The following is a 25,957-nucleotide window of genomic DNA, read 5'->3' as shown; positions in this document are numbered from 1 at the left end:
GTGGTAAGGCTAATTCGAATTAATATTGTGGTCATTTATTGTTTTTGTCAAGCTGTTTATACAATAAATATTAAATAAAACATTTATGTTATGTGCTTAATTTGATTTGTTTATTGATTAACGATATCTTTAAATAGTTTGTATAGTCTTTCTAAGGCCTTTTTCTTTGTGTTGTTATCTATTTTTGATTCTTGAATTGCCTCCTCCAAAAAGTTTATTGTTTGTTTCATTAGCTCTATTTTAATGGGGTAAGGAATGCCATCTTTTCCTCCATGTGCATATGAGTATATGAATGGGTCTAGAGGATGTGTGACAGGGTCTTTAAATGAGGGTTTTGAGTGGTATATTACATCAGCTACTAGAGCTAGTGCCCTAAGTGTTTCAGGTCCCAATCCCTTGAATAGAAGAAGCTCTTCAAATGTTTGTGGCTTGATTTCTGTTAGCTTCTTTAGCACATTCTCTATTCTTGCAATATTTGTTACTGGTCTATAAAATAAATGCCCTATTCTATGCACATTGTCATTGCTTTGTATGTTTTGTTGTAAAAATGGGCTTCTTTGGGCAATCCACTGCTCAAGGCCTTTATCCCCTCTGATCATTCTATTAATCAATGCTATGTCCCTTAAGATGCTGCTATACGGTGTTGATAACACTATATCCAAGATTGTTTTTCTGCTTTTCTCAGCCTCGCTATCAATAAGATTAATGGCAACACCAATAGAATTACAGGCTATGCCACTATGTGGATCGCCACTAATTCTTATCATGGAATTGCCGTGAATATGGTATCTTCTAGCAAGCTTTGTGCTAACATTCATTCCTTGTTGAACTATGGTCCAAAGACCCTTCTCACTCACCACAATGCTATGTATGTATAAGCTGTAGCCATCCTGAAGCGCAACACCATCAATTTTTGCACCTAATCTACTAACAGCTTCGATATAGTTAGCATCTATTCTATCTCCAATTTCCCTCACCTCATTAACAACACTTCTTGAGTCTTCTCCCTTACCACCAAGCACAGCTATTCCAAGATCCTTAAAAGAACTTGGGTTAGCAAAGCTTTTCAGCATGTATATAACAACTGTTGTAGCACCACTGCTATCCCAATCCATTCCAATCACATTATTGAATGCTTGAAACCAAAAAGGATCTGCAACTCTTTTAACAATTTCCTCAGGGCCGAACACCTCATGTATGTAGTTAAGTATTGCATGAGACAATTTCCTCATGTAGCGAAGAAGATACTGTGGAACTTTTCCCTCGTGTAGTATAAGCTCTGCAAAAGCTGTTTCCATAAAACTCTCCGTACAACACTATATGTGTAGCTAATCTAGGATTTTAAATTTGGAGTGTGGTAAAAGTTTTAGGAGTAGTTATGATAGTTGCACCTACAAAAATAAACAATGTGTGGCTATTAACATTTGAATTCGGTGGATTAGCCTCTCTTGGTGGTTTGGGAAGAGCTGTTACTTTATATGCTAAGGTTTTGAAGAAGCTGGGGTATAATGTTAAGGTTTTTATGCCTTCTCATGGTAGACATCTTTCGGAAGAGCATAGGCGGATTTATAGTATTAAACCAATTGATTGGTTCAAAGTATGTAGGGCTAGAAGAGGATTGGATGGGAATGAGTATAGATATTGTATTGGAGCTGAAGAAGCAATTGTAGATGGAATCAAAGTCGTAATGTTCAAGGGTCTTGATATTCAAACTGGTAGATTTCTCGATAATTGGCATATATATGCACATTCAGAGGAAAAAGCATGTTTATTTGCAAGAGGGTTACAGCATTGGATAGAAATCACTGGTGAGGTACCAGATGTTATCCACGCTAATGACTGGTCAACAGCACTTGCTGGTGTTGCTGCTAAGATAATTTTTGAAGCAAGGGGATATGCAATTCCCTTGGTTTATTCAATTCATTTACTATCATACAAGGCATTTCCATGGCATTACGCATCATGTGAATGGTGTGGAGTTCCAGATATTTGTCACAGAATTTGGATTCCAAATAAACATATTCATATCTGTACACAAAGGCTATGGGATAGTCTAAAAGGCGAAATCGATGCTTTTACATCTATTGAAGCAGATGTTATGGCAACAAATAGCTGGGGCTATTTAAGAGAGTTGTTATCGAGATTTGGATTTTGGCTAGAGGAAAAATCCTTTGTCATACACAATATTACAGACTGGAAAGAGGAAGAAGCATCTAGCTATAGTCTAGCCCTCTTCAAAACAACTAGCAGAAAAATTGTCAGGGAAATAATAATTAATGAATGGGCAAACAAATTAAATATAGCGAAAATTGGGTATCTAGGCACTAAATGCAAGTATCTAGTGAGTGCTGCAGGTAGATTAACATCAACAAAAGGTTTTGACATTCTATTAAAATCACTGGAACATACATCAAAAGATGTTTGTGTAGCTATATTTGGGCTTCCAATTGGTGATAGTAGCTATGAACACTATTTAGCAACACTTGTTGGCGAGGAATGGGGAAGGGCAATACTTTTCACGCAACCAGTTGATGAGAAAATATTGAAAACAGTAATATTTGCATCAAATGCATTTGTTGTTCCATCTCGATATGAACCATTTGGAATTGTTTCTATAGAAGCACAAGCTGTTGGCACACCATCAATTGTTTCAAACGTTGGGGGGCTTCCAGAAACAGTAATTGATTTGAAATGGGATTTTGCAAATGGTACAGGTGTTGTTGTTCCATCGGAAAATCCATACATTTTTGGAGAAGCAATTAATGACGTGGTTATGCTTACAGAGTTTATTGATACTGGTGATAGAAGTAATTTAGATAAGGTGAGAAGTGAGTGGGGTCGCAAAGTTGTTGAGAGAATTGGCAATATCAATATAAGATTGAATTGTGTAAACTGGGTTAATAGAAACTTTAGAGAAGATAAACTGGCGGAGCTTCTACAGTTATGCTATGAAAAAGCAAGGCAATACTCTTACTTCAGAGCAGTAACAATGTAGCTTTAAATAAACTTGGCTTAGGCATGTTAAGAAATTTTCAATGCCTTAAAACCCTTTGCTTTATCAACCCAGGTAACATATTCAAAACCTGCTTGCTCTAATCTATTCTTAATCCCCTTTATAATGCTAATATTTGAATGCTTTCCCGGCTCACCTGTGTAGTGAAAGATAACGCCGCCTTTTCTCAAAACCCTGTATAGATTACGATAAAACTCTAGACTATAAAGCTCACCAGCTATATTGAATCTTGGAGGATCATGGAAAATAGCATCAAATTCCTCATCAGAAAACATTTTCACAGCTTCAACAGCATCCTGAAGTATAATCTCGATTCTTTTATCCTCAAGGTTTTTAGACCATGGATTAAGAGATGCTATATATAAAACATTTTGATCCTTCTCCACAGTAACAACACTTCTAGCCCCCTTCATAACTTCAATAATGCTTGAATATCCAAGACCAGTACAAACATCCAAAACTTTTTTACCCTTTAAAGAACCTAGTGCAGACACTTTAAGCAAAGTATCTTCCCACGGATCCACATCTACAGATCTATGCATTTGAATACCATTTATCTCTAAAGTTGGAGGCTTTTTAGAAGCAACAGGTTTAAGCTTGTAGTACTTGCCACTATCATAAAAATCAATTCTATAGAGCTTGCCATTCAAAAATTTATACACAAACCCGCTTTCCAAAGACAAAATATCTTCAATTGGAATTTCAGCATCATCAATTATAACATACTTATCCAAAACCTTTACACTTCTTCTTGAGGTACCAAGATCCATAACCATTGTGAACTCTTTTACACCATTTCTAACATTATTTAGAATTTCATCGACATCCCACTTTGTTAACACCACGCCTTCAACATATTTATACTCATAGTATCTCATGGAAAATAAAACCTTTTAGCCTAACAAATTAAAATGTTTTCAGATTCATAAATCTTAAATGAAATGATGATGTCTATTGGGGCTGAAAAGTGATTGGACGGCGGAGTTCTGAACTAGTCAATTCTTACCTCTGTTACCCATTTTCTGTACTTCTCTATTTTTCCAAGTGTAATACTGTTGTAGTAGTCCATTATTTTCGATGTTACCTCCCCTATTCTGCCATTGCCAATAGTCCTGCCATCAACTTCTACAATAGGTGTTATTTCTGCTGCTGTTCCTGTGAAGAATGCTTCATCAGCTGTGTACAGCTCTTCCCTCCTAATTCTTCTCTCTATAACATTTAGTCCAAGATCCTCCTTAGCTACCTTGATAACAGTATCTCTTGTTATACCCTCTAAAATAGCATCGTATGTTGGGGGAGTTATTAAGGTATTGTTCTTCACTATGAAAATGTTTTCACCAGAGCCTTCAGCAACAAAACCTTCGTGATCTAGAAGTATTGCCTCGTCATATCCATTCATAGCTGCTTCAATAGATGCCAAGTGGTAAAGCAAGTATATTCCAGTTGTCTTTGCATATACAGGGAATGAGTCTGCTGATGGCTTTCTCCAACTAGAGATAGTGCATCTTATACCTGTTTTCTTAAGGTATTTACCAAATTCAACTGCTATTATGGCTACATCAACAGGGTTTTGAGCTCTTAAGCCAAAGCTTCCAAGACCTCTAAAAACAATGGGTCTTATGTATATATCCTTTGTAAACTTGTTTGCTTTAATAAGCTCTACTGTGGCATTTACTAAATCATGTACTGTATAAGGTATTTTGATGTGGATTATTTTAGCAGAGTTAAACAATCTCTTCATATGATCTTCCAATCTAAAAATCTTTATATAGCCACTATCATAGTATCCTCTAATACCCTCAAACACACCTGTGCCGTAGTGAAGCCCATGGACAAATACATGAACTTTGGCATTTTCCCATTCAACTATCTTACCATTAATCCAGGCGTATTTAGGCCACGAAACCTCTACAGACATGTTATCAACCACAATCATTTATAGCCTAATTATTGTATGCAAATAAAAATCTTTATACTGTATAAGCAAAATCTTAGCTCTTTAAAAATAATTAAAAATTTATTAAATCATTGTAAGCAAAGCTATGGACAAACACTGCATTAAAACAACATAAGTCGCTGCAAATGTTATTGATGTTTGCAGCAAAAATACAAAAACAAATGCTCCAACGGTCCATGAAATACCGTAGATAAGACCAAATATTCCATAGCCCATAGCCCTTCTTTCAGGAGGTAATATATCAGCTATAGACGCTCTCATTATAGTTTCGAAACAACCCATTGTAACTCCCCACAAAGCTGCTGATACATAAGCCATTATCTTATTAGGATTAGCAGCATTTAGCAATAGAATCAATGCAGCACCTAATGCTGATGGCGGTGCTATGTACAAGCTTCTAAACTTGAGTTTGTCATACATAACTCCTATTGGTACAGCTATTGCAGCATCAGTTAACATGGCCAGCATATAGGCCAAAGCTATTTCAGCATCCGTAAGCACATTCCAGTACCTCAAATAATATGAAATCACCATCCAATGGATATAGCCCAGTGAGAGAAACGTCATAGATGCAATGTATATCCAGAATCTTTTCCCCATACCCCTAAACCCTATTCTCGGTGGCGATATCTCAACAGCTTTTATTGTTGGATAAAGAGCATAGGATGTTAATATAAATGCTATTGATGCTACTCCAGGTATTAGCAATGCTGCAAAAGCAACTCTATATCCATAGAAAGCTAGCACAACAGAAACTATTACTGGTCCTCCAACAGCTCCTATTTGATCCATTAACTCGTGAATACCAAAACCCTTGCCTCTACCAATTTTCTCAGAAACCTCAGCCAAAATAACATCTCTTACAGGAGATCTAATACCTTTGCCAACTCTCTCCAAAAGAATTAGTGTTGTTGCCCATTGCCATGAACTTGCATATGATAAAAGCGGTATTGACAAAGCTGTAATGGCATATCCAAATATTGTGAAACCCCAGAAAATTGCTGATGATGCAAAAACAGATGCTAGAAAGGCGCTTACAAAGCGAAGCCCATAACCAATCAAATCACCTGAACTAGCAATAGCAGAAGCAATAGCGCTACCACCAAGAAATTCTATATAAGAACCGCCAACAGATCTACCACCCTCATAAACCATGTCAGCAGTTAGCGATGTTAAACCCAATAAGATGAATACATACAGCCACTTCCTACTCATGGCATCCACCATTCTGAAAACATACATTATTACGTGTTTGCTATGTCTAACATTTAAAAGTTTATGATAACATGTCATATCCAATTGAAATGAAAAAGATTTTGGAATAAGAACTGAAGGTCCCGCCGGGGGGACTTGAACCCCCGACCACCCGGTGTCCGCCCGCCTCACTACAGCCGGGCGCTCTGCCGCTGAGCTACGGCGGGTTTCTACAAAAACTTTTTTGTTTTAGCTTTATAAAGCTTTATTCTCTTTGTGTTATTGGTGACAGTTAAAGAGTTTTGATGAATGATGAGGGAGGTGATCATATATTGATTGGTGATAGGAGATCAACCGGCTGAATTACCACAACTAATTGTCATTTAATATTTAATTAGTACCAATGTTTTTAGTCAGCCCATGAAAGTTACATCATGTTTTCAGTATCTGCCGGAATCATCACTATGTACAAGTAATTTCTTATTAACATTAAAAGGTTTATAGATTTAATTTTGTTATCTTAAAACAAAGTTTTTCTCAATGAAGCTTTACGCTAAATTTATGTGGTGTTAATTCTTTCCTTTAAATAATTGAGTATTGCTAAGACTATGAATATTGCTTCTTCTGTTCTTATGCTTTCAACACCTTGGCGAGGTACAAAATTGATTATGTAATTGCAATACTTGTTTATATCTATATTAGATTCCCTAGCTATTTCATCAATATCAAGCTTGGGTCCACCAAACAACACATTTACTTTTTCACATGTTTTAAAATCCTTGCTAATGTTATCTTCAACATCATATATCATATTACCCTTTTTAGATGCACAAACTATGAGATAGTTATTGCTTTTGAGAAACTTTAGAAGATCTTCAATGCTATTAAATATTCTTGTTTCAAACCCCCAGTACCATTTAATTGAATTCTTATCCACAATTTTTCCAATATAGCTACTACTAGTTTCTTTTTCAAGCAAAACAGTAACTCTTTTACCAATTGGCAGCGTGTTGTAAACAACAACATGTTTCTTCAGCCCAACATCTACCACGCTTCTCACTTCATTTGATGAAATAACAATGCCATCTCTAATATTCAATTCAAATGCTTCTGGAACGTGATGAACGGATTTTAAAGGTTGAAGAAGTCCTGCAAACTTTAGTCTGGAATCAATTCTAACGATTTTCTTCTTTAAATAAGGTGGAATTTCCTGATACCTCAACAAAATGTCTATGTGTTCAGCATTATCTCTAGAATCATCCACATATATCATAATCTCATTAACTCTAAATATTGCAGCGGCTCTTCCAACAAAACCAATTTTTCTAACCTTTTCTCTCTCATCGAAAACATCTGATACTATTGATGATGGAATAGAAAATGATACTAGTGGCAATGTTCTAAGTGGTTGCAGTAAATTGTTCATTAAAATCATTTCACCATAAGTGTTTAACTTAATTTACAAGTAATTAATTTTCAACAATCTTCAAAAGCATAGATATTGTTTCAGTCCAGAAACCGATCATCATCAACTCAGATTATCTAGCCATCATCATGGAGAGCTCCATATCTAAACTTGTTTTATAGACTCTATAGCTTTTCTAAGCTTAACTCTAGATAAAAGATCTATTAACAATTCTCTCCAATCATCTAAAACCTTTCTATAGACATCAATTCTTCTTTTAAGACCTGGAATAGCATTTTCTATGTGACTTAGCTCGGCTATTTCCTCAAAAATTTTCTCAGCTACTTCAAAAATTTTTAGGCTATCATCATATCGCTCCTTCTCAATAAGCTCTAGGGAATATCTCTTCAATTCTCCAATAACATCTAAAAGACCTAAGACATAGGATGCTGGATGTACATTCAACTCGTTAACGGTTTTTATTTTCCCTTCATTAACTATGTAATAGAATTGAATTGCTTCAACATATTCAGACTCGACCATGCTATAGAAACTTGAGTAGTATATCTCTAAATGTTGCATAGCATAATTCTTAAACATGTTGAATGCTTCCTCAAGACTCTTGACATACTTGTTATTACAATCACCATATAAACATCGCGTAATTAAACGTCTGCATTGAGTTAAAACATCTCTGCTAAGCTTGATTACATGCTCTCTTGTGTTGCTAAGGGTTTCTAAATACTCTTTAACACTTCTAAGCGCATTGTTTAATTCATCAATACTCATAATACATCATCTCATGGAACTATTAAAACTTGATTCGATAGCACATAACCTCAAGCAGAGATAGATTCGCTAATCCATTTTTAACATTTTTGCTTTAAGCAAAACAAATATTGAAAGTTTTCTTTATTTCAAGTTGATACTTGTTCCATCTTCTATCTTGTTACCAAATCTAGTATTTAGATGATAACACGTGAACAGAACATGATATGCATGGATCAAAGGCTCTAACAATTCTCTCAGTTAACTTTGCTGCCTCATGTTCTGCTGCTCTACCCAACATTCTTAGTTTTTCTTGTGACAACTCCTCCATTGCCAATATGTTTTGCGCTGTCGGAGTAATAATGTTGCAGTGTAAAACCTTCAGTTTTTCATCTATATCATACCTATGGTAGAGAATGCCACGTGGAGCTTCCACAGCTGCTACACATCTTAACTTATCCGCCTTAGCAGGTTCTATCCTAGGTGAATATATCTCAAAAGGTTTGTAATTTTGAAAGAAATCGCGAAGAGTTAGCAGAGAATCTAGTATTTCTGCAACACGTGCAATTATCTGTTGTCTAACATCTTTTAATGGCGGTTTCCACCCATATGAAGATACAAAGTCTCTGGCTTCTCCATGCAACCTGTCATAAGATGTGTTAAACCTTGCAAATGGGCCTACAATATATGATTGGCCCTTGTATTTGTATAGAAGCGCTGTTTTGCCAGGCCTTTGCATAACATCTAAGACATTTTCAAAGTTTTGCACATCGAAAATCTCGGCATTTTCAGAATTGTAAAAAGCTATTTCGTCTGAGACATGGGGATAACCATTTCCATGCAATATCATGAGAGGTTTTGCAAGCTTTTCCTCAGGTATGTTTTTAAGTGATAAAACGAAATCTGCTAAAGGTTTGAAAAGCTCGATAGCATCTTTAATAAGCTTGACTATTTTAACAGCATCGCTTTCTGATGGCGGTTTGTAAACACCTCCAATTTTAATGTTAACAACATTATGCGTTCTACCCCCAAGAATATCCATTATGTTGACGGCTAGTGTTAGAAGCTTCATAGAGTTTCTAAGCATTGCTGAGTTAACAGCTCCTAGTCTAAATGAGTTAGGCATTTCTAGAAAGTCTGGCAAGTTTAAAAGGAATACGTGAATCACATGGCTTTTAACTCTCTCAGCTAAGTGGATAATTCTTCTAAGTTCCTCAACCTCTTGTGGAACATCAATCTTTAAACACTTTTCAAATGCACGTGTAGCTGTTAGCATGTATGAAACTCCACAAAGCCCACAGACCCTACTAACTATTTCCACAACATTGTTAATGTGTTTTCCTCGAACAATATACTCAAAGAATCTTGGTGCTTCAGTTATCTGTATTTCAACATCTATAACATTACCTTCCTTAACTTTTACCAGTACCTTGCCCTCGCCCTCAACTCTTGTCAAAACCCTCTCCATATAGAATCACCTGTGATATACATTTTGATACTTTGACCATGTCTTCCATGAATAAGCTTTAACAGTTTGTTCAAACCTATCATTGTCCATGCCGAGATCCTTTAATTGCTGAGCAAACATCTTGAGTTTTGAGTTATCAAGATCAAAATCTTTAAGTCCGAAACATCCATAGCATCCCCTACCGAAAGAGGGGCAAATAGCTCCACAACCACTAATTGTTATAGGACCTAAGCATGGTATACCATATGCAACCATTACACATACTATGCCTTTTCTTTTACATTCACTACAAACACTTTCTGGAATGGCTATTGGCAAACCCTCGCTAACAAATTTTTTGAGAAGTGAAGCAATAGCTTCGTGGTTTACTGGGCATCCAGGTATGAACATATCAACGCTAATCACATTATCCACAGGCTTAACATCTTTATTCACATCTATATGCTCAGGATTTGGATATACATAAGCTTTAACTTTTTCAATATCATCACCAATTCTAAGAGCTTGAACACCACCTTGAACAGCACATGTACCCATAGCCACTACAAAATCTGATATTTCTCTAAACTTCTTCACAACCTCCTCTTGTTCTCTAGTTACTGTAGAACCCTCTATAAGCAGCAAATCAATTTTCTTTGGCATTTCTAAACGCTCTGTAATTTCATCAAATAAAACTATGTTGTAGAAATTAAGCAATTTTTCCTCAGATGCTAAAGCCCTAACAACTTGATTCAAGCAGCCTGAACATGAAGCAAGCTTAATTATTGCTAAGGTTTTCACTTCAAATCCCCTCAACATTAATATAGTTCTCTATTTCAGAATATCTAAAAATGGGCCCATTTTTACAAACAAAGAGGTGACCGAATTGGCATGTTCCACAAATTCCCACACCACATCTCATTCTTCTCTCCATAGATAAAAATATTTTATCCTTTCTAAACCCCCTTTCAAGAAGCTTTTTTACAGCAACTTTCATCATAATTTCTGGTCCACATACAAAAGTGTAGCTATTACCTGTATCCACATCAGTATACTTAATCAAATCAGTAACGAAGCCTACATAGCCTGTCCATCCTGGATATGGCTTGTCTATAGATAGCAAAAACTTTGAGTTTGGAATCTTAGAATATTCTTCAAGTTCGTATTTGTAAAGAAACTCTTCTGGTGTTCTTGCACCATATAAGATATTTACTCTTCTAAACCTCTCTCTATTCATTATTATGTACTTAACCACTGGTCTAAGAGGTGCAAAACCTATGCCGCCACTCACAATAAGAATGTCACTACCTTCAGCTTCTTCCAAAGGCCATTTATTTCCATAAGGACCTCTAACACCTATTTGAGAACCTACCCTAATAGCTTTTATCATAGCTCTTGTAACAGCTCCAACAAATCTAATTGTATGCTCAACTATGTCTCTTTTTCCTGGATAAAGATTTGAAATAGATATTGGCACCTCTCCCAAACCAAAAACATATAGCATGTTGAATTGACCAGGCATTGGATTCATAGACCCATTGACAAGTTTAATTGTTATGGTCTTTGTAGTTGTAGTTTCGCTGATTTCATTAATAACCACGCCCTTAATAATTGATGTAAATGGGTTTGACATAGCCTATCCCCTATACCTAGATGCTACAGTCTTGACTGTTTCACGAATATCTATACCCACAGGACACCAAACAGTGCACCTACCACACCCAACACATCCAAATAAATCAATTTGCTTAGGGTAGAAAACAAATTTGTGCAAGATGAAATGCCTATATCTTGTGTAAAGTTCTTTTCTAAAATGACCACCAGCAACAAGGCCATATGTATATGATAAGCAGCCAATTAACTGCATGATTCTAACAGCCTCATCTCCTACAACATCATCTACAATTTCTGAACAAAAACATGTAGGACAAACCATATTGCAATTAGCACAACCAACACATTTCTCAGATACTTTACGCCATAATTCAACATCTGTTATAGATTTTTCGAGAGAAGTTTGAATATCTTCAACACCTATTCCTAGATTTGTTTTTCTCTTTGCCTCCTCCAAAAGAATTTCATATCTCTTGACATCATCATCAGATGCTTTTTGAAGATTAGCTTTTGCAACAATTTTTTCTCCAAGAGATGAGCCAGCTTTAAAGATTACAAGGTCTCTATCTACCTTAGCAAATGCCAAGTCAAATCCATTCCTAGCATCTGGACCGGTGCCCATTGTTGAGCAAAAGCATGTTTCTCCTGGGTTTAAACACTCCTCAACAACTATTCCTACAACAGATCTCCTTCTATTCAAGTAATATGGATTAAAATTGTTACCAAATAACTTATCAAAAACATTTATAGCTGCAACATCACATGGCTTTATACCAAAAAGTATAACAGGCTTTAATGAATTTTCCAAGGTCTTGATATTTAGTTCTTGATCCACTCTAAAAAGTTCTTGCTTAAAGGGGTAAAGCAAGTTTTTTGGGCTGTGAGAAGAATGTATAAATCCAAAGCCTCTAGAAACTCTATAGAAACCTGGTCTTTGAACAACATGCACATCTATTGGCAGTTCAGAACTGCTCTCTATGAAGTCAAACACTAAGCTATTTCCATACCTCTTATACCCATAAACATCAGCTTTCAAGAATTCCTTTACAATATTATAAATATTGATTATATCCTCTATACCTCCTCTATATAATTGCAAATTGCTTACACCAAACTATGCAACTATAATACGTCTTTTAACAACTGGCAATACTTGGTTGGACTAAGTATATAAATTTTAGATTCATAATGTTTATAATGTGGAAGTATAAATCTAGGAACAAAAACTGTATTTACAACTGAAAGCCATATTTTTCATGGCTTGGAGGAGGTCAGATAACAAATTATGCATTAACTTTTAATTATGAATAATCAAATGATTTTCATATTGGCACTAAATTCATTCCCACTTTGAACACATCATTAGATTCTCGATTAGGATTCCTGTAGGTTATTTATCTTCAGCTTTGTTATATAATCCAAAACGTTTTTATATGAGACTCTTGGTACACCATCAACTAGTTTATAATATATTACCAAGGTTTTTATGTTCTTCAAAAACTCCTTTAGATTTTCATCAGCTATAATAATAAGATTTCTGAATTTTTTGGAAAGTTTCTGCAACTTTTCTGCTTTTCTTTCTGCAACTTCTCTTTTCCAAAAACCAGCGACTTCAACATAGAATGTTTTACCATTTACAAAAATTTTGAAGGTAGGTATGTAGACAGTGTCTTCAACTATTAAAGGCTCTTCATTTCTAATTATCCTCAATCCAAATGCTTTTAATATATCATAGATTCTGTTCTCAATAGAACCATCGAATACAGGTTTTACTAAAAGCCATTTACTTATTGGAAGAAGTGGTTTTAAATTGCTTGATAACAACATAACATTGAAATTATCTATACCATTCTTGATAATGGCGCTGACATGCCAATTCGTTCCACAGCTGTAGAGCATTGGTGCAATAGTTAGTAGAAGTTGTGCAATTCTTAAACCATATTTGGATGCTTTTCCAAAAACTGTTGTAGGCCCCTCAATTCTTATTATATACCTGCCCTTTACATAATCAATATCATACAAAAGGTCGTATAACCTAGAGTTTTTACTAATAATTCTAATAACATCCCTGGCTTGGCAACCTTCATCAAGATCAATAACTATATAGGAACTGTAAATGCATAAAGTCTTAACTATATAGAGATTATATTCCGCCACAATTTTTTCTAAAGAAGCATCTTCAATCTTCTTAACAATGAACATATCATTCTCATCACACCACAGAATAGAGTCTAGATTAATTGCTTTAGGAATTCGAAAAACATATTTAATTCTTTTCACAATCCAGTTTCTCATTTCTGATGATGCAAAACCCCCATACCTCTTACTTACATAACGAAAAACCTGAACCCTTAAAAGCTTTGGCGATATGGGTATATCACATGTTTTAATGTCATAAACAGGCATGTAAAATTTTGACATAATCAATCTAATCATGTTATAAAATCTTCTATCACCAACAATAATTCTTAACTCATCCCAATCAACATCACTCACTTTTTTACCGGTAATCGAATCGTAGAACGATATTATGGTTTTCACTAGCTCTTTATCTACATCAACATCTAAATACCTAGGTCTATACACATCCTCATCCAACTTTATGAATGGAACATATCTTAGGCTAAAAACCATTTAATGCTCCCTTCTTCAAATCATTGATTTTCTTATCTTTAACATCATTTTCAATTTTATTGATATCTGTAACTATTTCTATAATTAGAGACTGTCTATTCTTAGGCTTCAGCAATTCCATGATTCTCTGAATGCATTTACTACATGAGAAAATTCTGCTAACAATAATGGCTATGCTTGGCTCAGGATATTCAACGCCTTTGCTAAACAGTATAGACGTTGCTAAAACTCTTACATCTTCACGTTTAAACATATTAAGATAAACTCTTTTTTCATCTTCAGGAGTATCTTGTAGTATTTTTGGCACGAGAAATGATCTAGAAATTCGTTTTATAATATCAATATTTCGAGAGAATATCAATATCTTCTCATTTTCAAACTTCTTCAAGAGATTTTCAACAACTTTGATCTTTCTTTCAGCATTCCAAGCAATTCTATTTGCTTTAAGCCTAGCTCTTAGAGCTTCTCTAGCCTCTTGATTCATAGGGCATAACTCCAACACCTTTCTAAATCTCTCTTTAGCGTTGTTAATGCCTGGAAAAGCCTTGTTGCAATAACTAAGATATATCCTCATAAGTCTTCTATACTCCTCAAACTCCTCTCTGGAAAGCCCAACTGGTATTCTAAACCCCTTTGGCTTATTTAAGTACTCCATACTTCGAAGTTCATGAAGTGTTAAATGATATACTATGGGGCCTAAAACCTTGCTATAGTATTTATGCAAACCATCATCTCTGTAAGGAGTAGATGTTAAGCCAAGTCTATATGGAGCAGATATGCTATTTAAAGCAATTCTATACAAATCGCTAACGGCATAGTGACACTCATCAGCTATTACAAGACCAAAGAACGTTGGTATTTTCCACAAACTGGAGGAGGCGTCATCATACGTCATTAATGTTATGTCTCTAACCTTTCTTTTTCTAGGATCAAAAATTTCTATAAAGTTTTGGGAAATACCTAGATGATTAACCAAATACTTAAACCATTTATTTAAAGACTCTAGTGTTGGAGCAAGAATAAGCGTTTTAACCTTTAAATCATCAATAGCCTTCAAAGCAACAACCATTCTACTAGCACCATCAGGCATTACAACAACTCCTCTATAACCAGCTTTTCTCCACTCTCTATACGCTTCCTCGTGGTATTCTCTAAGATTTACCTGTAAATTTGATTTAAAAGAGGCTTTGTAATCAAGTTTAAAGCCAAGTTTAACCTTAAGTCCTCTAACAGTGAAATAATCCAGTATTGTGTGAAGATCTTTTACCTTGGCAATGAAATTCTTGAAATAGATATCATAATCAACAATTCCCTCATTTATGAGAGAATCTAAAATTTTATTGTTAGCTGGGTAAAGATGAAGAAAACCATCTTTCAAATCTATAAAAAGATCGAAAGGCTCTGAAGAAACATCATTTAAAAGCTTCAAAATATTTGGTTGTATACTAACATTTAATTTATTTGTGAGAAAATCAATAGCATTTTTAATGCCGTAGAAAGATACCTTAGCAGGATTTAATCTATATACCCATATGCGTAAATAGTTATCATAGCTCACAATATCTCCTATCTTATCTATTTCTAAAAACAAAGCATTGTTTTGTTTTTCATCAACAGAAAACAACATCATGTTTGACATCCTCAACACAAATTTTTTTAATAATGTATTCAATAACAGCATCTATGCTTCTAAGATTCAAAACATTCTTTATCTCCTCAAGTTTAGCAGCAACATTTTTTGAAACCTCTATCAAAACAGTATCAGCAGAGCCAAAAGATGCTAAATCATTTAAAAACTGTGCAACAGCTTCAAGCTTCTTCTCGTTGAATTCAACATTATCAATAACATCAATACTATAATCCGCAAAAAACTTCTTTATATCACTTGGAATTTCTTTTCTTGAAACAAGAACCATTCTCATAGGCTTATATGTTGTTTTATACAACACAATAAGCTGGTATTCCTTAACCCTAAGTGAAGAGCCTTCCTCAACTCTCTTTCTAACCTCACTTTTCCTAATGCCCATTGCCTCTCCCAAACCCTCAAAAAGCCCATCAATCCACTTAGACTTCCACTCTTCGGCTGTCAAAGGCTTTTTGAAATAACCCCTAAGATCTCTTGACCTTCTCCACCAGTCTTCAAGTTCTTTAAACTCTAATATTGCATCTGGTTTTTCGACAGGGGGATTATTAGACAAGTTGACAATGTTTAGCACTTTTCCACTGTAAACCATGACATCTGGTCTCAAAGCTGTGTACAAACCCCAAATTCTTTGAAGATCACTTGTATCCTCCCAGCTGAGAGGTCTTGGAGCTTCGTGGAAAAAACTTAGATAGCCTTTCCCAATATTGAATAAAATGAAGTTTGGTGGAATAATGCCAAGCCTTTGTTTACCACTTCTATCAAAATTGAGATGCTTTGTTTCAGGATAAGCAATTGTGTAACCCATTTCACCAAGAATTTTTATAATCGATGTTAAAGCCCATATTTGATAGCAACTCCTCAAATTTGTTCTAATAGATGTTGTCAAAGCTTGGAAAGCCTTTGAGTAAAACTCATCTAATGTTATATTTCCTCGAATAAGATCATAAGAATAATTAAATATTTTCTTCTTCAAATGCTGAAAAGGGTCTGACATAAAAGAAATAAACTCTTTGGGAAAAGTGTATCCAGAAATTCCAAGAAGCTTTGAAGTTTCGTCTAAAACATTTTTAACATGAAGAAGCCATTCATTTACAATATCCATTTCATTACCAGCAATAAACTTGACAACGCAACCTCTAAAAATGTCAAAAAGTTCAACATCATCAACACTATTAAATCTGGGAACTTTGCTGGAATCTATATGAATACGCTCTTTTAATTTCGATAATAATTCTTTAATGTTACAACTCATTACATAAAACCCCACTTAATAATAGATTAAGATAATTTGAAGGTAATAAACTCTTCAAGACCTTTATAAGGAATGTAGCTAAAATTAGGCGAAGTTGGTTTATATTAAAGTTATGTAAATGTGGTTAGTTGACCAGGCATGTCTACAGTATCTTTGTGTGTTGAATTTATACAACTTCTGATAGGTGTTGCTCTATATATTGTGCATGATCAACTATTCGTTCTATGTGTCTCATTAGCAATGCTTTTACAGCCTTTTCTCTCGACACAACATCACTTGTTGTAATTTCTTTTAGAACTTCCTGATACTCTTTATCAATATTCTCATCAACATCACTAACAATATTAACTCTTTTAGGTGCAAACTCTACAAGATCATTTAATGCTGCTTCCAATGCTTTCATAGCTTCTTCAAAGGCGTTTGAAATGCTTTTTACTGTGGCTATGGATGATGATGGTGCTAGCAAAGAGTCTATTCTTGCTATTTCCCTACAATATCTAGATATTCTATAAACATCATACGCAATGCTTATTAATGCATGTGCTGTTAAAAGCTCTCTTCCAAGGGGCTGCCTTCTAGCTATAAAAACTAGAACCTCTGTCACAAACTCTCTTCTAATTTTATCTAGTATTAGTGAAAGCTCTTCTATCTCCTTCCAAAGACTCTTTCTTACTTCTAGATCCTCTGTTTTCATCATGTTTCTAGTTAGATTTGCTATGGCCTTTACATTTTGACTCATGTGAAGTAGAATAGTTCTTAGTTTTTCAAGTTCTGAAATTGTCAAAGACATCTATATTTCGCCTCTCAAAAGCTTTTGAGCAATTTCTGTAGACGGTTTTAGGAATATTTGGCTTGCGGAACCCTGCTCAACAATTCTCCCATCATATATTATAGAAACATAATCAGCAACTCTAGCTGCTTGGTGAGGATTGTGAGTAACCATAACTATTGTAATCTCGTTTTTTAGGGAGATTATAGCCTCTTCAAGTTTTCTAGCATTAACAGGATCGATATTGGCTGTTGGCTCGTCAAGTAGAAGAATCTTTGGCTTCATTGCAAGAGCTCTAGCAAGACACAATCTCTGCTTCTGACCTCCGCTAAGCTGATGTGGATAATCATGTAGCCTATCTTTAACCTCGTCCCATAGCATAGCTTTTTCTAAAGCCCATTTAACAACCTCGTAAAGATCTTTTTTATTTCTAGCAACATTATTTATTCTAGCTGCAACAGCAACATTGTCATATATTGTCATATGTGGAAATGGATTTGGAACCTGGAACAACATTCCTATATGTCTTCTAAGATCATATGGGTCATGATTTAAAGCGTTAAGTCCAAGAACCTTTACAACACCTTCAACTTTAGCATTTGGATTAACATCTATAAGCCTGTTTATAACCCTTAAAAGTGTTGTTTTTCCAGAACCTGAAGGACCCATGATAACATATACTGTATTGTATGGAACCTTCAAGCTAATATTCTTCAAAATGTGTCTGTTATCAATATAAACATTGACATTATTCATCTCGATAGCATAATCCATTACAGTCTCACCTCTTTAATTACAAACTTTGCAACAATAAAAATAATTAGATATGCTATTAGCAGAAGAGTTGCAGCACCCCAGGCAACCTCTTGAAATACTTTGTATGGTGTCAATATATAGTCAAATATTAGAAGAGGTATAGCATCAGATGGACTAAGAACAGAGAATGATACACCTGTTCTATATCTGCCAACAGTAAATAGCAGTGCAGCTGTTTCCCCCAGTATCCTTGCCATTGTCATTAGAATAGTTACTAGAAAACCTCTTCTAATAATGGGAAGCGACACATTTATAACCGCTCTCCACCTGCTCATGCCTATGGCAAAAGCAGCCTCTCTATAGGTTGTTGGAACAGAGCGTAGGTATGTTGAAAAATATGTGTATGTGTATGGCAGAGAGACTATTGTTAATGCAATAGCACCTGCAAGTATAGAGAATCTGCCCATTGGAACAACAACAAGTAGGTAAACAACCATGGAAACAACTATTGTTGGTACACTTGCCAAGGATTTTGCAACAACATCAACAGCAATTGATAGAGGATTGTTTGGAAACTCCACAGCCATTATTGAGGCAAACAATGCTATAAAAACTGTTATTGGAAGAGATAAGGCTGTTAAAAGTATTGAGCCAACTAGGGATGGAGCTATACCACCAACGTTTTTTGATGTTGGTGTTGGCGGGTTTTCTGTGAAGAAACCTAATCCAGCATTCAATATTACTGAAAAACCATTCAACATTGTTACAATGATTAAATGAATTAGTGGTGCAATAGCAACTATGGATATTGCCAATACTAAAGCAAGGAATAGTCTATCCTTTAATTTTCTCCAGCTATACAACTACTCTCCTCCTCCAATTACTCATAATAGTTAAACCAGTGAAGCTAAGCACAATAGCAACACCTAATATAACTAAGGATGAGGCATATAGAGCTGATTCAGCAAATTTATATAGATAAGCATTCCCAAACTGAGATGCTACAAGAGCTGAAACTGTATAGCCTGGTGAAAATAAACAAGAACTTAAATACATGGAATTCCCCACTGTTGTTACAGCTATTGTTGTTTCTCCCAACGCTCTTGCAATTCCAAGTATAACAGATGCTAATATAGCTGGTTTAATCAATGACAAAAGAATTTTTACAGTCTCATATCTTGTTGCCCCTATTCCTAAACAAGCCTCTTTATAGGTAATGGGAATAGAGTTGTAGCTTTCAAGAATAAGCGCTGTTATATATGGCACTAAATAAATCCCCATTGAAATGCCAGCAGTGAAGAGAGTAAAAGGCGATATTACTCTACAAGAAAATATGGGTATGAAGGATAGGTATTTGCTTAGAGGATCCATGACATATGTTTTTAGAATGAGAGATAAATATGTTGAGGACCACATTGCATAGATTATTGTTGGCAGACCACTCATAAGTTCAACAATTGATGACATGAAGTTTTTTGCTGCTCCATGCAAATACTCAGCTATGAGAATTGATAATGGTATTGATAGTGCAAGAGCTGTTAAAGTGGCTAATAATGATGTTATAAGAGAACCTGCTATAGGGCCTAAAACACCATATTTTTCATGCTCAGGATCCCACATATTTGATGTGAATAGCTTAATTCCAAAAAAGGCTATAGAGTCTATCGATCTAGAAGTTATTGCAATAACTGTTATTATGAGAATAGCTAAGAGAGATATTGAGAATGGTAAGAGAGATAAAATGAAAAACTTGTCCCTTTTGCTGATCACCAATTTTAGGACGCCACTTGCTTCTCTAAAATATTTGCTGCTTCAAGCAACAAGTTTTTAATTTTTTGTGGTGGCGCTACATAACCTTGAATTATATTGTTGTAACCTTCATCAACAACCCATCTAAGGAATTTTGCTAGTGCCAAAGCTTTTGAGGAATCCTGGTACTTCTTCCATAACACAATATGTGTTACAGCTGTAATGGGATAACTATTATCGCCTGGAGCATAAACAGATTCAAAAACTATGTTGCTAAAATCATCAAGTGGTGATTGAGGAATATTGACATTAGCTAGAGCCTCAGCTACTGACTTTTCTGAAGGTTTTACAAATCTACCTGCAGCATTCTTTATGGAGGCTGTTGGAAGATTGTTGAGTATTGCATAGCTCCACTCAACATAGCCTATGCTATATGGTGTTTGAATTACTGTTTGAGTTACTCCTTCACTGCCCTTGCCACCAATACCTCTACCTGTTGCTGCAACAGGCCAATTAACAGTTTTTCCAACAAGATCTCTAGACCAAGCACCGTTGGTTGCCTTGTAGAGAAATGTTGTAAATATTTCTGTTGTTCCACTAGCATCTGTTCTATAAACAGGTATTATCTCCTTGTGTGGAAGCATATTTGCAATATCGGGGTTAAGCATCTTTATTTGATCATCATCCCAGTAAACTATACTGCCATTGTATATACCTGCTAAAATATTTGCATCAAGTTTTAGTTCAGCATCTTTAGGAAGTTCAGGAATATTATAAATTATTGCCACAGGTCCTGCAAGCCATGGTATCTGCATTACCCTACCCTCATATCTTTTCCACATATCTTTTGAAAGTGGAGGATCACTACAAGCAAAGTCAGTAACATTCTGAAAGAACATGCTAAGCCCAGCTCCGCTTCCAACAGACTGATAACTTATTTTAATACCACTTTGTGTATAGAACCTCTGAATCCATTCATTTAGCTGTGGGTAAACAAGTGATGATCCAGCACCCTGCAATAAAACATTTGAAAGTGGTTTACTTGTTGTTGGAGAGATTTCTGCTGATGGTGTATGGAAAATGTTTAGCAACATAATCAATGAGATGAGTATAACAATCATTGCCACAGCTAATACAATCAACATAATTTTATTCATGTTGTGTTCACCAAACTATACCGAGCTTTATCTAGGAATATAACTAAATATAAATCTTTTGAATATAGCTCTATAGAGAATGATTATGGTAGTATAGATAAATTCATTAAAATTTATACTCAGTGTATAGATTTATTTCTAGTAGATGTTTCGAGAATTTTTATTTCCAAAATCTCAACACTTTTGAGAGGTTGCACATTTTTAGGACCAACCTGACTATTGCACGTAATAATGTTTGCTTTTTTGTGCCACGGAATGGCTATAACTCCTTTTGGAATTTTATCATCTATTTTTGCATGAAATGTGCTTTTCCCACATCTTGTAGCAATTTCAATTAAATCTCCATCTCTGATATTTAATAGATGTGCATCTTGCCTACTTAGAAAAGCTGTGTCAATATCAACGCCTTTAGTGTTGTTTATACATAGAGTGGTGTTGTAGCATTCACCTAATCTAAATGTTGTAAGTATTAACTTGCTGAAATTTTTAAAATCATTACTTTCAATGCTTAAAAACCTGGCCTTGCCTGTTGGAGTTTCAAACTTGTTTTGATACAATCTCTGTGAACAAACTTCGTTGTGACATGGCCACACCAATCCATCTTCACTAGCCTTAAGCCTTTCTGGTGTAATTCCATAGTATATTGGAACCGTGTTGCTTATTTCCATCAATATGTTCTCTGCTGATTCATAACTTCTCCAATTCCTTAACCCCATCAAATCTCCAAGACGTGAAAACACCACCCAGTCTGGAACAGCATTTCCTGGTGGATCAAATACCTTAAAAGACCACTGTACTCTTCTTTCCGAATTTGTGTAAGAACCATCTTTTTCTGTATGAGCAGCAGAGGCTAGTACATAATCTGCCAAATATACTGTTTCACTCCACCTAATCTCATTAACAACCACTAGCTCAATGTTTTGAAGAGCCTTTTCAACAAGGACTCTGTTTGGATGACTCACAACAGGGTTTTCACCAATTATGAAAAGCGCTTTTATATCCCCATTCAATGCTTTTTCAAACACCTCAACACTTGTGTAACCAGGTATGCTGGGAATCCAATCAACACCCCAAGCACTTTGAAACAACTTTCTAGCCTTCTCATCATTAACTCTTGCATATCCAGGTAAATAATTAGGTAAGCACCCCATATCACATGCACCCTGAACATTGTTTTGGCCTCTAACCGGGTAAAGACCACAACCCTTTCTACCAACATAGCCTAGAAGAAGAGCAAGATTAACAATTGCAGCAACATTGTTATATGCATTTGCATGTTGAGTCACCCCCATTCCCCACAGTATAGAGCCGCAGCCAGCCAATGCAAACTCCTCTGCAGCTTCCTCAATTAGTTTTCTTGGAATCATCAACATCTCTTCACAAAATGATGAATCAAATTTCTTCACAATAGATAAGAACCCATCCAATCCCTCTGTTTTCTGCAACAAAAACTCTTTGTTGTATAATCCTTTAGACAGTATTATATTTATCATGCAAAGCAAAATCATGTAATCTAGTCCAGGCTTCTTCACCTGTATAAAGATATCTGCCATTTTCGCAGTTTCGCTTTCTCTAACATCAATAACTATAACCTTAGCACCTCTCTTCCTAGCCTCCATAATTATTGATGCTAGTGGTGGATGTGAAACTACGGGGTTGTAACCAATGATTAGAATAGCCTTAGAATACAACAAATCTGAAAAAGGGTTTGTTTGAGCACCTAATCCAAGAGATTTTTCAAGAACTTCAACACTTATAGCATGGCAAAGTCTTGCACAATTATCTATATTGTTACTTCCAAGAAACCTAGCAAATTTCTGAATAATGTAGTTCTCCTCGTTGGAGCATTTAGAACAGCCAATGAAAGCTATTGAATCACCTCCATAAACCTTAACAATCTTTTTAAGTTCTGAAGCTATAGTATTTAAAGCTGTATCCCAAGAAACTTCAATAAACCTTTCTCCACTTCTGACATGAGGAGCAAGAATCCTATCCAAGTTTTTAGCAAAATTCTTCACCAATAATCCCTTGGCACAGCCATAGCCGTACATAGAATAATCTTCTTTGTTTATGTAAATAGGGCATCCAAAACCACAGAAAGGGCATATAACCTTTGTATTCAATATCAATACACCACAAAAATACTACAAGTTTAGTGAGCATTATAAGCAATATATTTACATAAATTATGTAATGGGTTAGAGATATTAGTGAGAATAATCTAAATTATTTATGGAAAAATGTTGTGAAATACCATTAATGATGAACCCTTCATGCCCTGAGGAAAACAATGATGTGTGCTGGGATATCTGATGATCCATAGACAGTTGAAGACATGCTACAAGGATCTTAGGGAAAATGTTTACTCGTATAATGTGATAGGTATTGGATATAGCTTTTGGAGGCAGAGGCCATGGCCCATAGTAGAGGTTGTGAAGGGTAAAAATATTTTGGATCTTGGCTCAGGTCCCTGCGTAAATGGTGCAGTAACAGCTTTGAGGAATCGTGGTTATGTTGTGTGTTTTGACATATCCAAAACAATGGCATATGCGTCTAAGGCAACTCTCATGAAATTGAATGTTCATGGAGATGTTGTTGTTGGAGATGCTTTGAAAATGCCATTTAGAAGCAATTCATTCGATGGTATATTAGCTATTGCAGTTATTCATCACATACCAAAACCATTTCTAATAATATTATTTACAGATGTTAAAAGAGTTTTGAAGAAACTTGGTGTTTTCGTTGCAACAGTTTGGTCTTGGAAGCAAAGAAGATTTGTTGTTAAAGCATTCATAGGTATTCTCAAATCCTTTTGTGGTGTTTTTAGCTATGTGAGAAGATATGTTGTTTCTTGGAAGAGTAGAAGAGGGGTTTTTAAAAGAATCTATTACCTATATGATCTGAACGAACTTGTGGAAATAGTGAGAGGTTTGAATATGGTTGTTGTTTCAAGTGGATACACATGGTATTTGAAGCAAGAAAACAAGAATGTGTATATAGTGCTACTGAAAAATGACTGAAGTAATTCAATTATTTAAGCTCCTTGACCATGTATGGAGAATTAAAATGTTTTCTATATCCACGCTTTCTATAGTAATCCCTTGCTCCAACACCAGACAAAACAAGTATCTTCCTACAGCTAAATTCATACCTTGCAATCTCCTCTGCTATTGCAAGAAGCTTTGAGCCCCAGCCCTTATGCTGCCAACCACTCTCATCATAGTCGCCAATAGGTATTTGAGGACCATAAACATGAAGTTCTCTCACAATAGCTGTTGAAGAATCTACTTCAGGTCTGTGAGCCATTGGGGAGGGTATTCTAAGTCTAAGCAAACCAACTAAAACATTGTTCTCAACGTCTTCAGCTGCTAGAAAAATCTCTACTCCTTGGCTAGCCTCATAAACCTCCTTAGTTATTTCTATTTTTGTTGGTTTAACACCTCTAAACAGCTCTTGCCTACCAACTTCCCTAAACCTAATCTCATTAATTTTAATACCCTTCTCCAAAGCTCTTTTCTCAACAAGTTCTCTTAGATTTGCTTTTCTAGGCCCTGCCACAATTAGTTGTGCTGGAATATCTCTCTGAATCCTCATCACCCTCACCCACCTCGGTATAAACCTATAGAACTCTGAAATCAGATCAGCAGCCTCATCATCTGCTAAAGCCTTGTATAAACCAGCTTTCCAAAGATCATAAAGCTTTGTACCTTCTACAACAAGTGTTGGGTATATCTTCAACATATCTGGTCTGAAGTCAGGGTTTTCAAAAATCTCTTTAACCATCTCAATATCCCTTTCTCTGTCAGATCCAGGCAAACCAGGCATTATATGGTAAACAATTTTGAATCCAGAATCCTTCAATATCCTTGTAGCCTCAACAACATCTCTAACAGTGTGACCTCTGTTAATTTTTTGCAAAACATCGTCATAGATGCTTTGAACACCTATCTCAACCTTTGTTGCACCAAGATAAAGCATCCAATCAGCGTCTTTCTCCTTAGCCCAGTCAGGTCTTGTTTCAAGAGTTAAACCAACAATTCTAATAGCAGCCTTCTCATTTCTTTCATGAGCCTCCAAAAGACTTGGGAGCTTCTCAGGCCTTGGCTCTGGAAACCTGTTAACAGCCTCGAAAACACTTGTTATAAACCATTCTTGGTAATCTCTTGGAAGAGCAGTAAAAGTACCACCCATAACAATTATCTCTACCTTGCTTGGCAAATGACCCATGCCAAAATACTGCTTCAGCCTCAGCCTAACCTGCTCATATGGATCAAAACCAACATGCAAAGCTCTCATCAAAGCAGGTTCATTACCTATATAACTCTGTGGAGTTCCAAACTCCACACCACCAGGACAGTAAATGCACTTCCCATGTGGACATGGAAAAGGCTTTGTCATCACAGCTACAATTGTCACACCAGAAAGTGTTCTTGTAGGTCTTATCACACCTTCCATTATCTTTAAAGCCATCGAGTTTCTCATAAAAAATTTGTTAAGAGTATTAAAAAATGTTTTTAGTTAGATATCGATTCACTTAGCCAATAACATCTAAAACACCATTACATAGTCCAAAACCCTTTTCACTTTCATCATCAAG

The 25,957-nt window shown here is 35.5% G+C and carries 22 protein-coding genes and 1 tRNA gene; 2 read left to right on the top strand and 21 right to left on the bottom strand.

The window, feature by feature from the left end; translation table 11 throughout:
* Positions 1–110: 110 nt before the first annotated feature.
* Positions 111–1,298 (bottom strand): DUF763 domain-containing protein, encoded by a 1,188-nt coding sequence (locus QPL79_RS06665; RefSeq protein WP_285274023.1) that lies wholly within the window; start codon positions 1,296–1,298, stop codon positions 111–113.
* 80 nt (positions 1,299–1,378) lie between these two features.
* Here QPL79_RS06665 and QPL79_RS06660 point away from each other — a divergent pair, with 80 nt between their 5' ends.
* Positions 1,379–2,995: a glycogen/starch synthase gene (locus QPL79_RS06660; protein WP_285274022.1), complete on the top strand. Its 1,617-nt coding sequence runs from the start codon at positions 1,379–1,381 to the stop codon at positions 2,993–2,995.
* 26 nt (positions 2,996–3,021) lie between these two features.
* On the opposite strand, the gene QPL79_RS06655 is transcribed toward QPL79_RS06660, so the two are convergent.
* The 19 genes from QPL79_RS06655 to QPL79_RS06565 all read right to left on the bottom strand — a co-directional run bounded on the left by QPL79_RS06655 (position 3,022) and on the right by QPL79_RS06565 (position 23,483).
* Entirely contained in the window at positions 3,022–3,891 is an 870-nt protein-coding gene (locus QPL79_RS06655; RefSeq protein WP_285274021.1) for a class I SAM-dependent methyltransferase, read from the bottom strand.
* A gap of 113 nt (positions 3,892–4,004) precedes the next feature.
* Entirely contained in the window at positions 4,005–4,931 is a 927-nt protein-coding gene (locus QPL79_RS06650) for a branched-chain amino acid transaminase (RefSeq protein ID WP_285274020.1), read from the bottom strand.
* A 102-nt stretch (positions 4,932–5,033) separates the two neighbouring features.
* Positions 5,034–6,185, bottom strand: a complete 1,152-nt coding sequence (locus QPL79_RS06645; protein ID WP_285274019.1) for an MFS transporter — start codon at positions 6,183–6,185, stop codon at positions 5,034–5,036.
* Positions 6,186–6,305: 120 nt separating this feature from the next.
* Positions 6,306–6,391, bottom strand: a tRNA-Tyr gene (locus tag QPL79_RS06640).
* Positions 6,392–6,723: 332 nt separating this feature from the next.
* Positions 6,724–7,590 carry a putative RNA uridine N3 methyltransferase gene (locus QPL79_RS06635; protein WP_285274018.1) on the bottom strand — a complete coding sequence of 289 codons (867 nt, stop codon included), beginning with the start codon at positions 7,588–7,590 and terminating at the stop codon, positions 6,724–6,726.
* 144 nt (positions 7,591–7,734) lie between these two features.
* A complete protein-coding gene (locus QPL79_RS06630; RefSeq protein ID WP_285274017.1) occupies positions 7,735–8,358 on the bottom strand; it encodes a translin family protein in 624 nt (207 codons plus the stop codon).
* 169 nt (positions 8,359–8,527) lie between these two features.
* A complete protein-coding gene (locus QPL79_RS06625; RefSeq protein ID WP_285274016.1) occupies positions 8,528–9,805 on the bottom strand; it encodes a Ni/Fe hydrogenase subunit alpha in 1,278 nt (425 codons plus the stop codon).
* 6 nt (positions 9,806–9,811) lie between these two features.
* Positions 9,812–10,540 (bottom strand): NADH-quinone oxidoreductase subunit B family protein, encoded by a 729-nt coding sequence (locus tag QPL79_RS06620; protein WP_285274015.1) that lies wholly within the window; start codon positions 10,538–10,540, stop codon positions 9,812–9,814.
* 46 nt (positions 10,541–10,586) lie between these two features.
* Positions 10,587–11,417, bottom strand: a complete 831-nt coding sequence (locus QPL79_RS06615) for an FAD/NAD(P)-binding protein (protein ID WP_285274014.1) — start codon at positions 11,415–11,417, stop codon at positions 10,587–10,589.
* A 3-nt stretch (positions 11,418–11,420) separates the two neighbouring features.
* Positions 11,421–12,497 carry a 4Fe-4S dicluster domain-containing protein gene (locus QPL79_RS06610; RefSeq protein WP_285274013.1) on the bottom strand — a complete coding sequence of 359 codons (1,077 nt, stop codon included), beginning with the start codon at positions 12,495–12,497 and terminating at the stop codon, positions 11,421–11,423.
* 275 nt (positions 12,498–12,772) lie between these two features.
* On the bottom strand, positions 12,773–14,032 hold the full coding sequence (locus QPL79_RS06605) for a DUF790 family protein (protein ID WP_285274012.1): 1,260 nt from the start codon (positions 14,030–14,032) through the stop codon (positions 12,773–12,775).
* Positions 14,022–15,671 carry a DEAD/DEAH box helicase gene (locus QPL79_RS06600; protein WP_285274011.1) on the bottom strand — a complete coding sequence of 550 codons (1,650 nt, stop codon included), beginning with the start codon at positions 15,669–15,671 and terminating at the stop codon, positions 14,022–14,024. Before QPL79_RS06600 ends, QPL79_RS06605 begins: the two co-directional genes overlap by 11 nt.
* Positions 15,643–16,929, bottom strand: a complete 1,287-nt coding sequence (locus tag QPL79_RS06595; RefSeq protein ID WP_285274010.1) for a hypothetical protein — start codon at positions 16,927–16,929, stop codon at positions 15,643–15,645. The genes QPL79_RS06600 and QPL79_RS06595 overlap by 29 nt, the downstream gene beginning before the upstream one ends.
* A 166-nt stretch (positions 16,930–17,095) precedes the next feature.
* On the bottom strand, positions 17,096–17,719 hold the full coding sequence (locus tag QPL79_RS06590; protein ID WP_285274009.1) for a phosphate signaling complex PhoU family protein: 624 nt from the start codon (positions 17,717–17,719) through the stop codon (positions 17,096–17,098).
* Complete coding sequence (locus QPL79_RS06585; protein ID WP_285274008.1) at positions 17,720–18,472, bottom strand: phosphate ABC transporter ATP-binding protein; 753 nt, start codon at positions 18,470–18,472, stop codon at positions 17,720–17,722.
* Positions 18,472–19,317, bottom strand: coding sequence for a PstA family ABC transporter permease (locus tag QPL79_RS06580; RefSeq protein WP_285274007.1), 846 nt, complete (start codon positions 19,315–19,317; stop codon positions 18,472–18,474). Before QPL79_RS06580 ends, QPL79_RS06585 begins: the two co-directional genes overlap by 1 nt.
* Positions 19,310–20,224 (bottom strand): PstC family ABC transporter permease, encoded by a 915-nt coding sequence (locus QPL79_RS06575; RefSeq protein WP_285274029.1) that lies wholly within the window; start codon positions 20,222–20,224, stop codon positions 19,310–19,312. Before QPL79_RS06575 ends, QPL79_RS06580 begins: the two co-directional genes overlap by 8 nt.
* A 5-nt stretch (positions 20,225–20,229) precedes the next feature.
* Entirely contained in the window at positions 20,230–21,360 is a 1,131-nt protein-coding gene (pstS, locus tag QPL79_RS06570) for a phosphate ABC transporter substrate-binding protein PstS (protein ID WP_285274006.1), read from the bottom strand.
* A 119-nt stretch (positions 21,361–21,479) separates the two neighbouring features.
* On the bottom strand, positions 21,480–23,483 hold the full coding sequence (locus tag QPL79_RS06565; protein ID WP_285274005.1) for a molybdopterin oxidoreductase family protein: 2,004 nt from the start codon (positions 23,481–23,483) through the stop codon (positions 21,480–21,482).
* Positions 23,484–23,672: 189 nt separating this feature from the next.
* Here QPL79_RS06565 and QPL79_RS06560 point away from each other — a divergent pair, with 189 nt between their 5' ends.
* A complete protein-coding gene (locus QPL79_RS06560; protein ID WP_285274004.1) occupies positions 23,673–24,380 on the top strand; it encodes a class I SAM-dependent methyltransferase in 708 nt (235 codons plus the stop codon).
* A 10-nt stretch (positions 24,381–24,390) separates the two neighbouring features.
* On the opposite strand, the gene QPL79_RS06555 is transcribed toward QPL79_RS06560, so the two are convergent.
* Positions 24,391–25,815 carry a tRNA uridine(34) 5-carboxymethylaminomethyl modification radical SAM/GNAT enzyme Elp3 gene (locus QPL79_RS06555; protein WP_350309095.1) on the bottom strand — a complete coding sequence of 475 codons (1,425 nt, stop codon included), beginning with the start codon at positions 25,813–25,815 and terminating at the stop codon, positions 24,391–24,393.
* Between the last annotated feature and the right edge of the window lie 142 nt (positions 25,816–25,957).

It is taken from the genome of Ignisphaera cupida, assembly GCF_030186535.1.
In the GTDB taxonomy this organism is placed as follows: Archaea; Thermoproteota; Thermoprotei_A; order Sulfolobales; family Ignisphaeraceae; genus Ignisphaera; species Ignisphaera cupida.
The sequence above is the reverse complement of the archived record's forward strand: the minus strand, read 5'-3'. Positions and strand labels throughout refer to the sequence as shown.

What these genes read in the sequence shown, in the direction of transcription:
- QPL79_RS06595 (WP_285274010.1), bottom strand. Translation starts at nt 16,929, where the DNA reads ATGAGTTGTAACATTAAAGAATTATTATCGAAATTAAAAGAGCGTATT.
- QPL79_RS06650 (WP_285274020.1), bottom strand. Translation starts at nt 4,931, where the DNA reads ATGTCTGTAGAGGTTTCGTGGCCTAAATACGCCTGGATTAATGGTAAG.
- QPL79_RS06600 (WP_285274011.1), bottom strand. Translation starts at nt 15,671, where the DNA reads ATGTCAAACATGATGTTGTTTTCTGTTGATGAAAAACAAAACAATGCT.
- QPL79_RS06665 (WP_285274023.1), bottom strand. Translation starts at nt 1,298, where the DNA reads ATGGAAACAGCTTTTGCAGAGCTTATACTACACGAGGGAAAAGTTCCA.
- QPL79_RS06635 (WP_285274018.1), bottom strand. Translation starts at nt 7,590, where the DNA reads ATGAACAATTTACTGCAACCACTTAGAACATTGCCACTAGTATCATTT.
- pstS (WP_285274006.1), bottom strand. Translation starts at nt 21,360, where the DNA reads ATGAATAAAATTATGTTGATTGTATTAGCTGTGGCAATGATTGTTATA.
- QPL79_RS06590 (WP_285274009.1), bottom strand. Translation starts at nt 17,719, where the DNA reads ATGTCTTTGACAATTTCAGAACTTGAAAAACTAAGAACTATTCTACTT.
- QPL79_RS06615 (WP_285274014.1), bottom strand. Translation starts at nt 11,417, where the DNA reads ATGTCAAACCCATTTACATCAATTATTAAGGGCGTGGTTATTAATGAA.
- QPL79_RS06645 (WP_285274019.1), bottom strand. Translation starts at nt 6,185, where the DNA reads ATGAGTAGGAAGTGGCTGTATGTATTCATCTTATTGGGTTTAACATCG.
- QPL79_RS06555 (WP_350309095.1), bottom strand. Translation starts at nt 25,815, where the DNA reads ATGGAAGGTGTGATAAGACCTACAAGAACACTTTCTGGTGTGACAATT.
- QPL79_RS06560 (WP_285274004.1), top strand. Translation starts at nt 23,673, where the DNA reads ATGATCCATAGACAGTTGAAGACATGCTACAAGGATCTTAGGGAAAAT.
- QPL79_RS06630 (WP_285274017.1), bottom strand. Translation starts at nt 8,358, where the DNA reads ATGAGTATTGATGAATTAAACAATGCGCTTAGAAGTGTTAAAGAGTAT.
- QPL79_RS06625 (WP_285274016.1), bottom strand. Translation starts at nt 9,805, where the DNA reads ATGGAGAGGGTTTTGACAAGAGTTGAGGGCGAGGGCAAGGTACTGGTA.
- QPL79_RS06605 (WP_285274012.1), bottom strand. Translation starts at nt 14,032, where the DNA reads ATGGTTTTTAGCCTAAGATATGTTCCATTCATAAAGTTGGATGAGGAT.
- QPL79_RS06655 (WP_285274021.1), bottom strand. Translation starts at nt 3,891, where the DNA reads ATGAGATACTATGAGTATAAATATGTTGAAGGCGTGGTGTTAACAAAG.
- QPL79_RS06660 (WP_285274022.1), top strand. Translation starts at nt 1,379, where the DNA reads ATGATAGTTGCACCTACAAAAATAAACAATGTGTGGCTATTAACATTT.
- QPL79_RS06585 (WP_285274008.1), bottom strand. Translation starts at nt 18,472, where the DNA reads ATGGATTATGCTATCGAGATGAATAATGTCAATGTTTATATTGATAAC.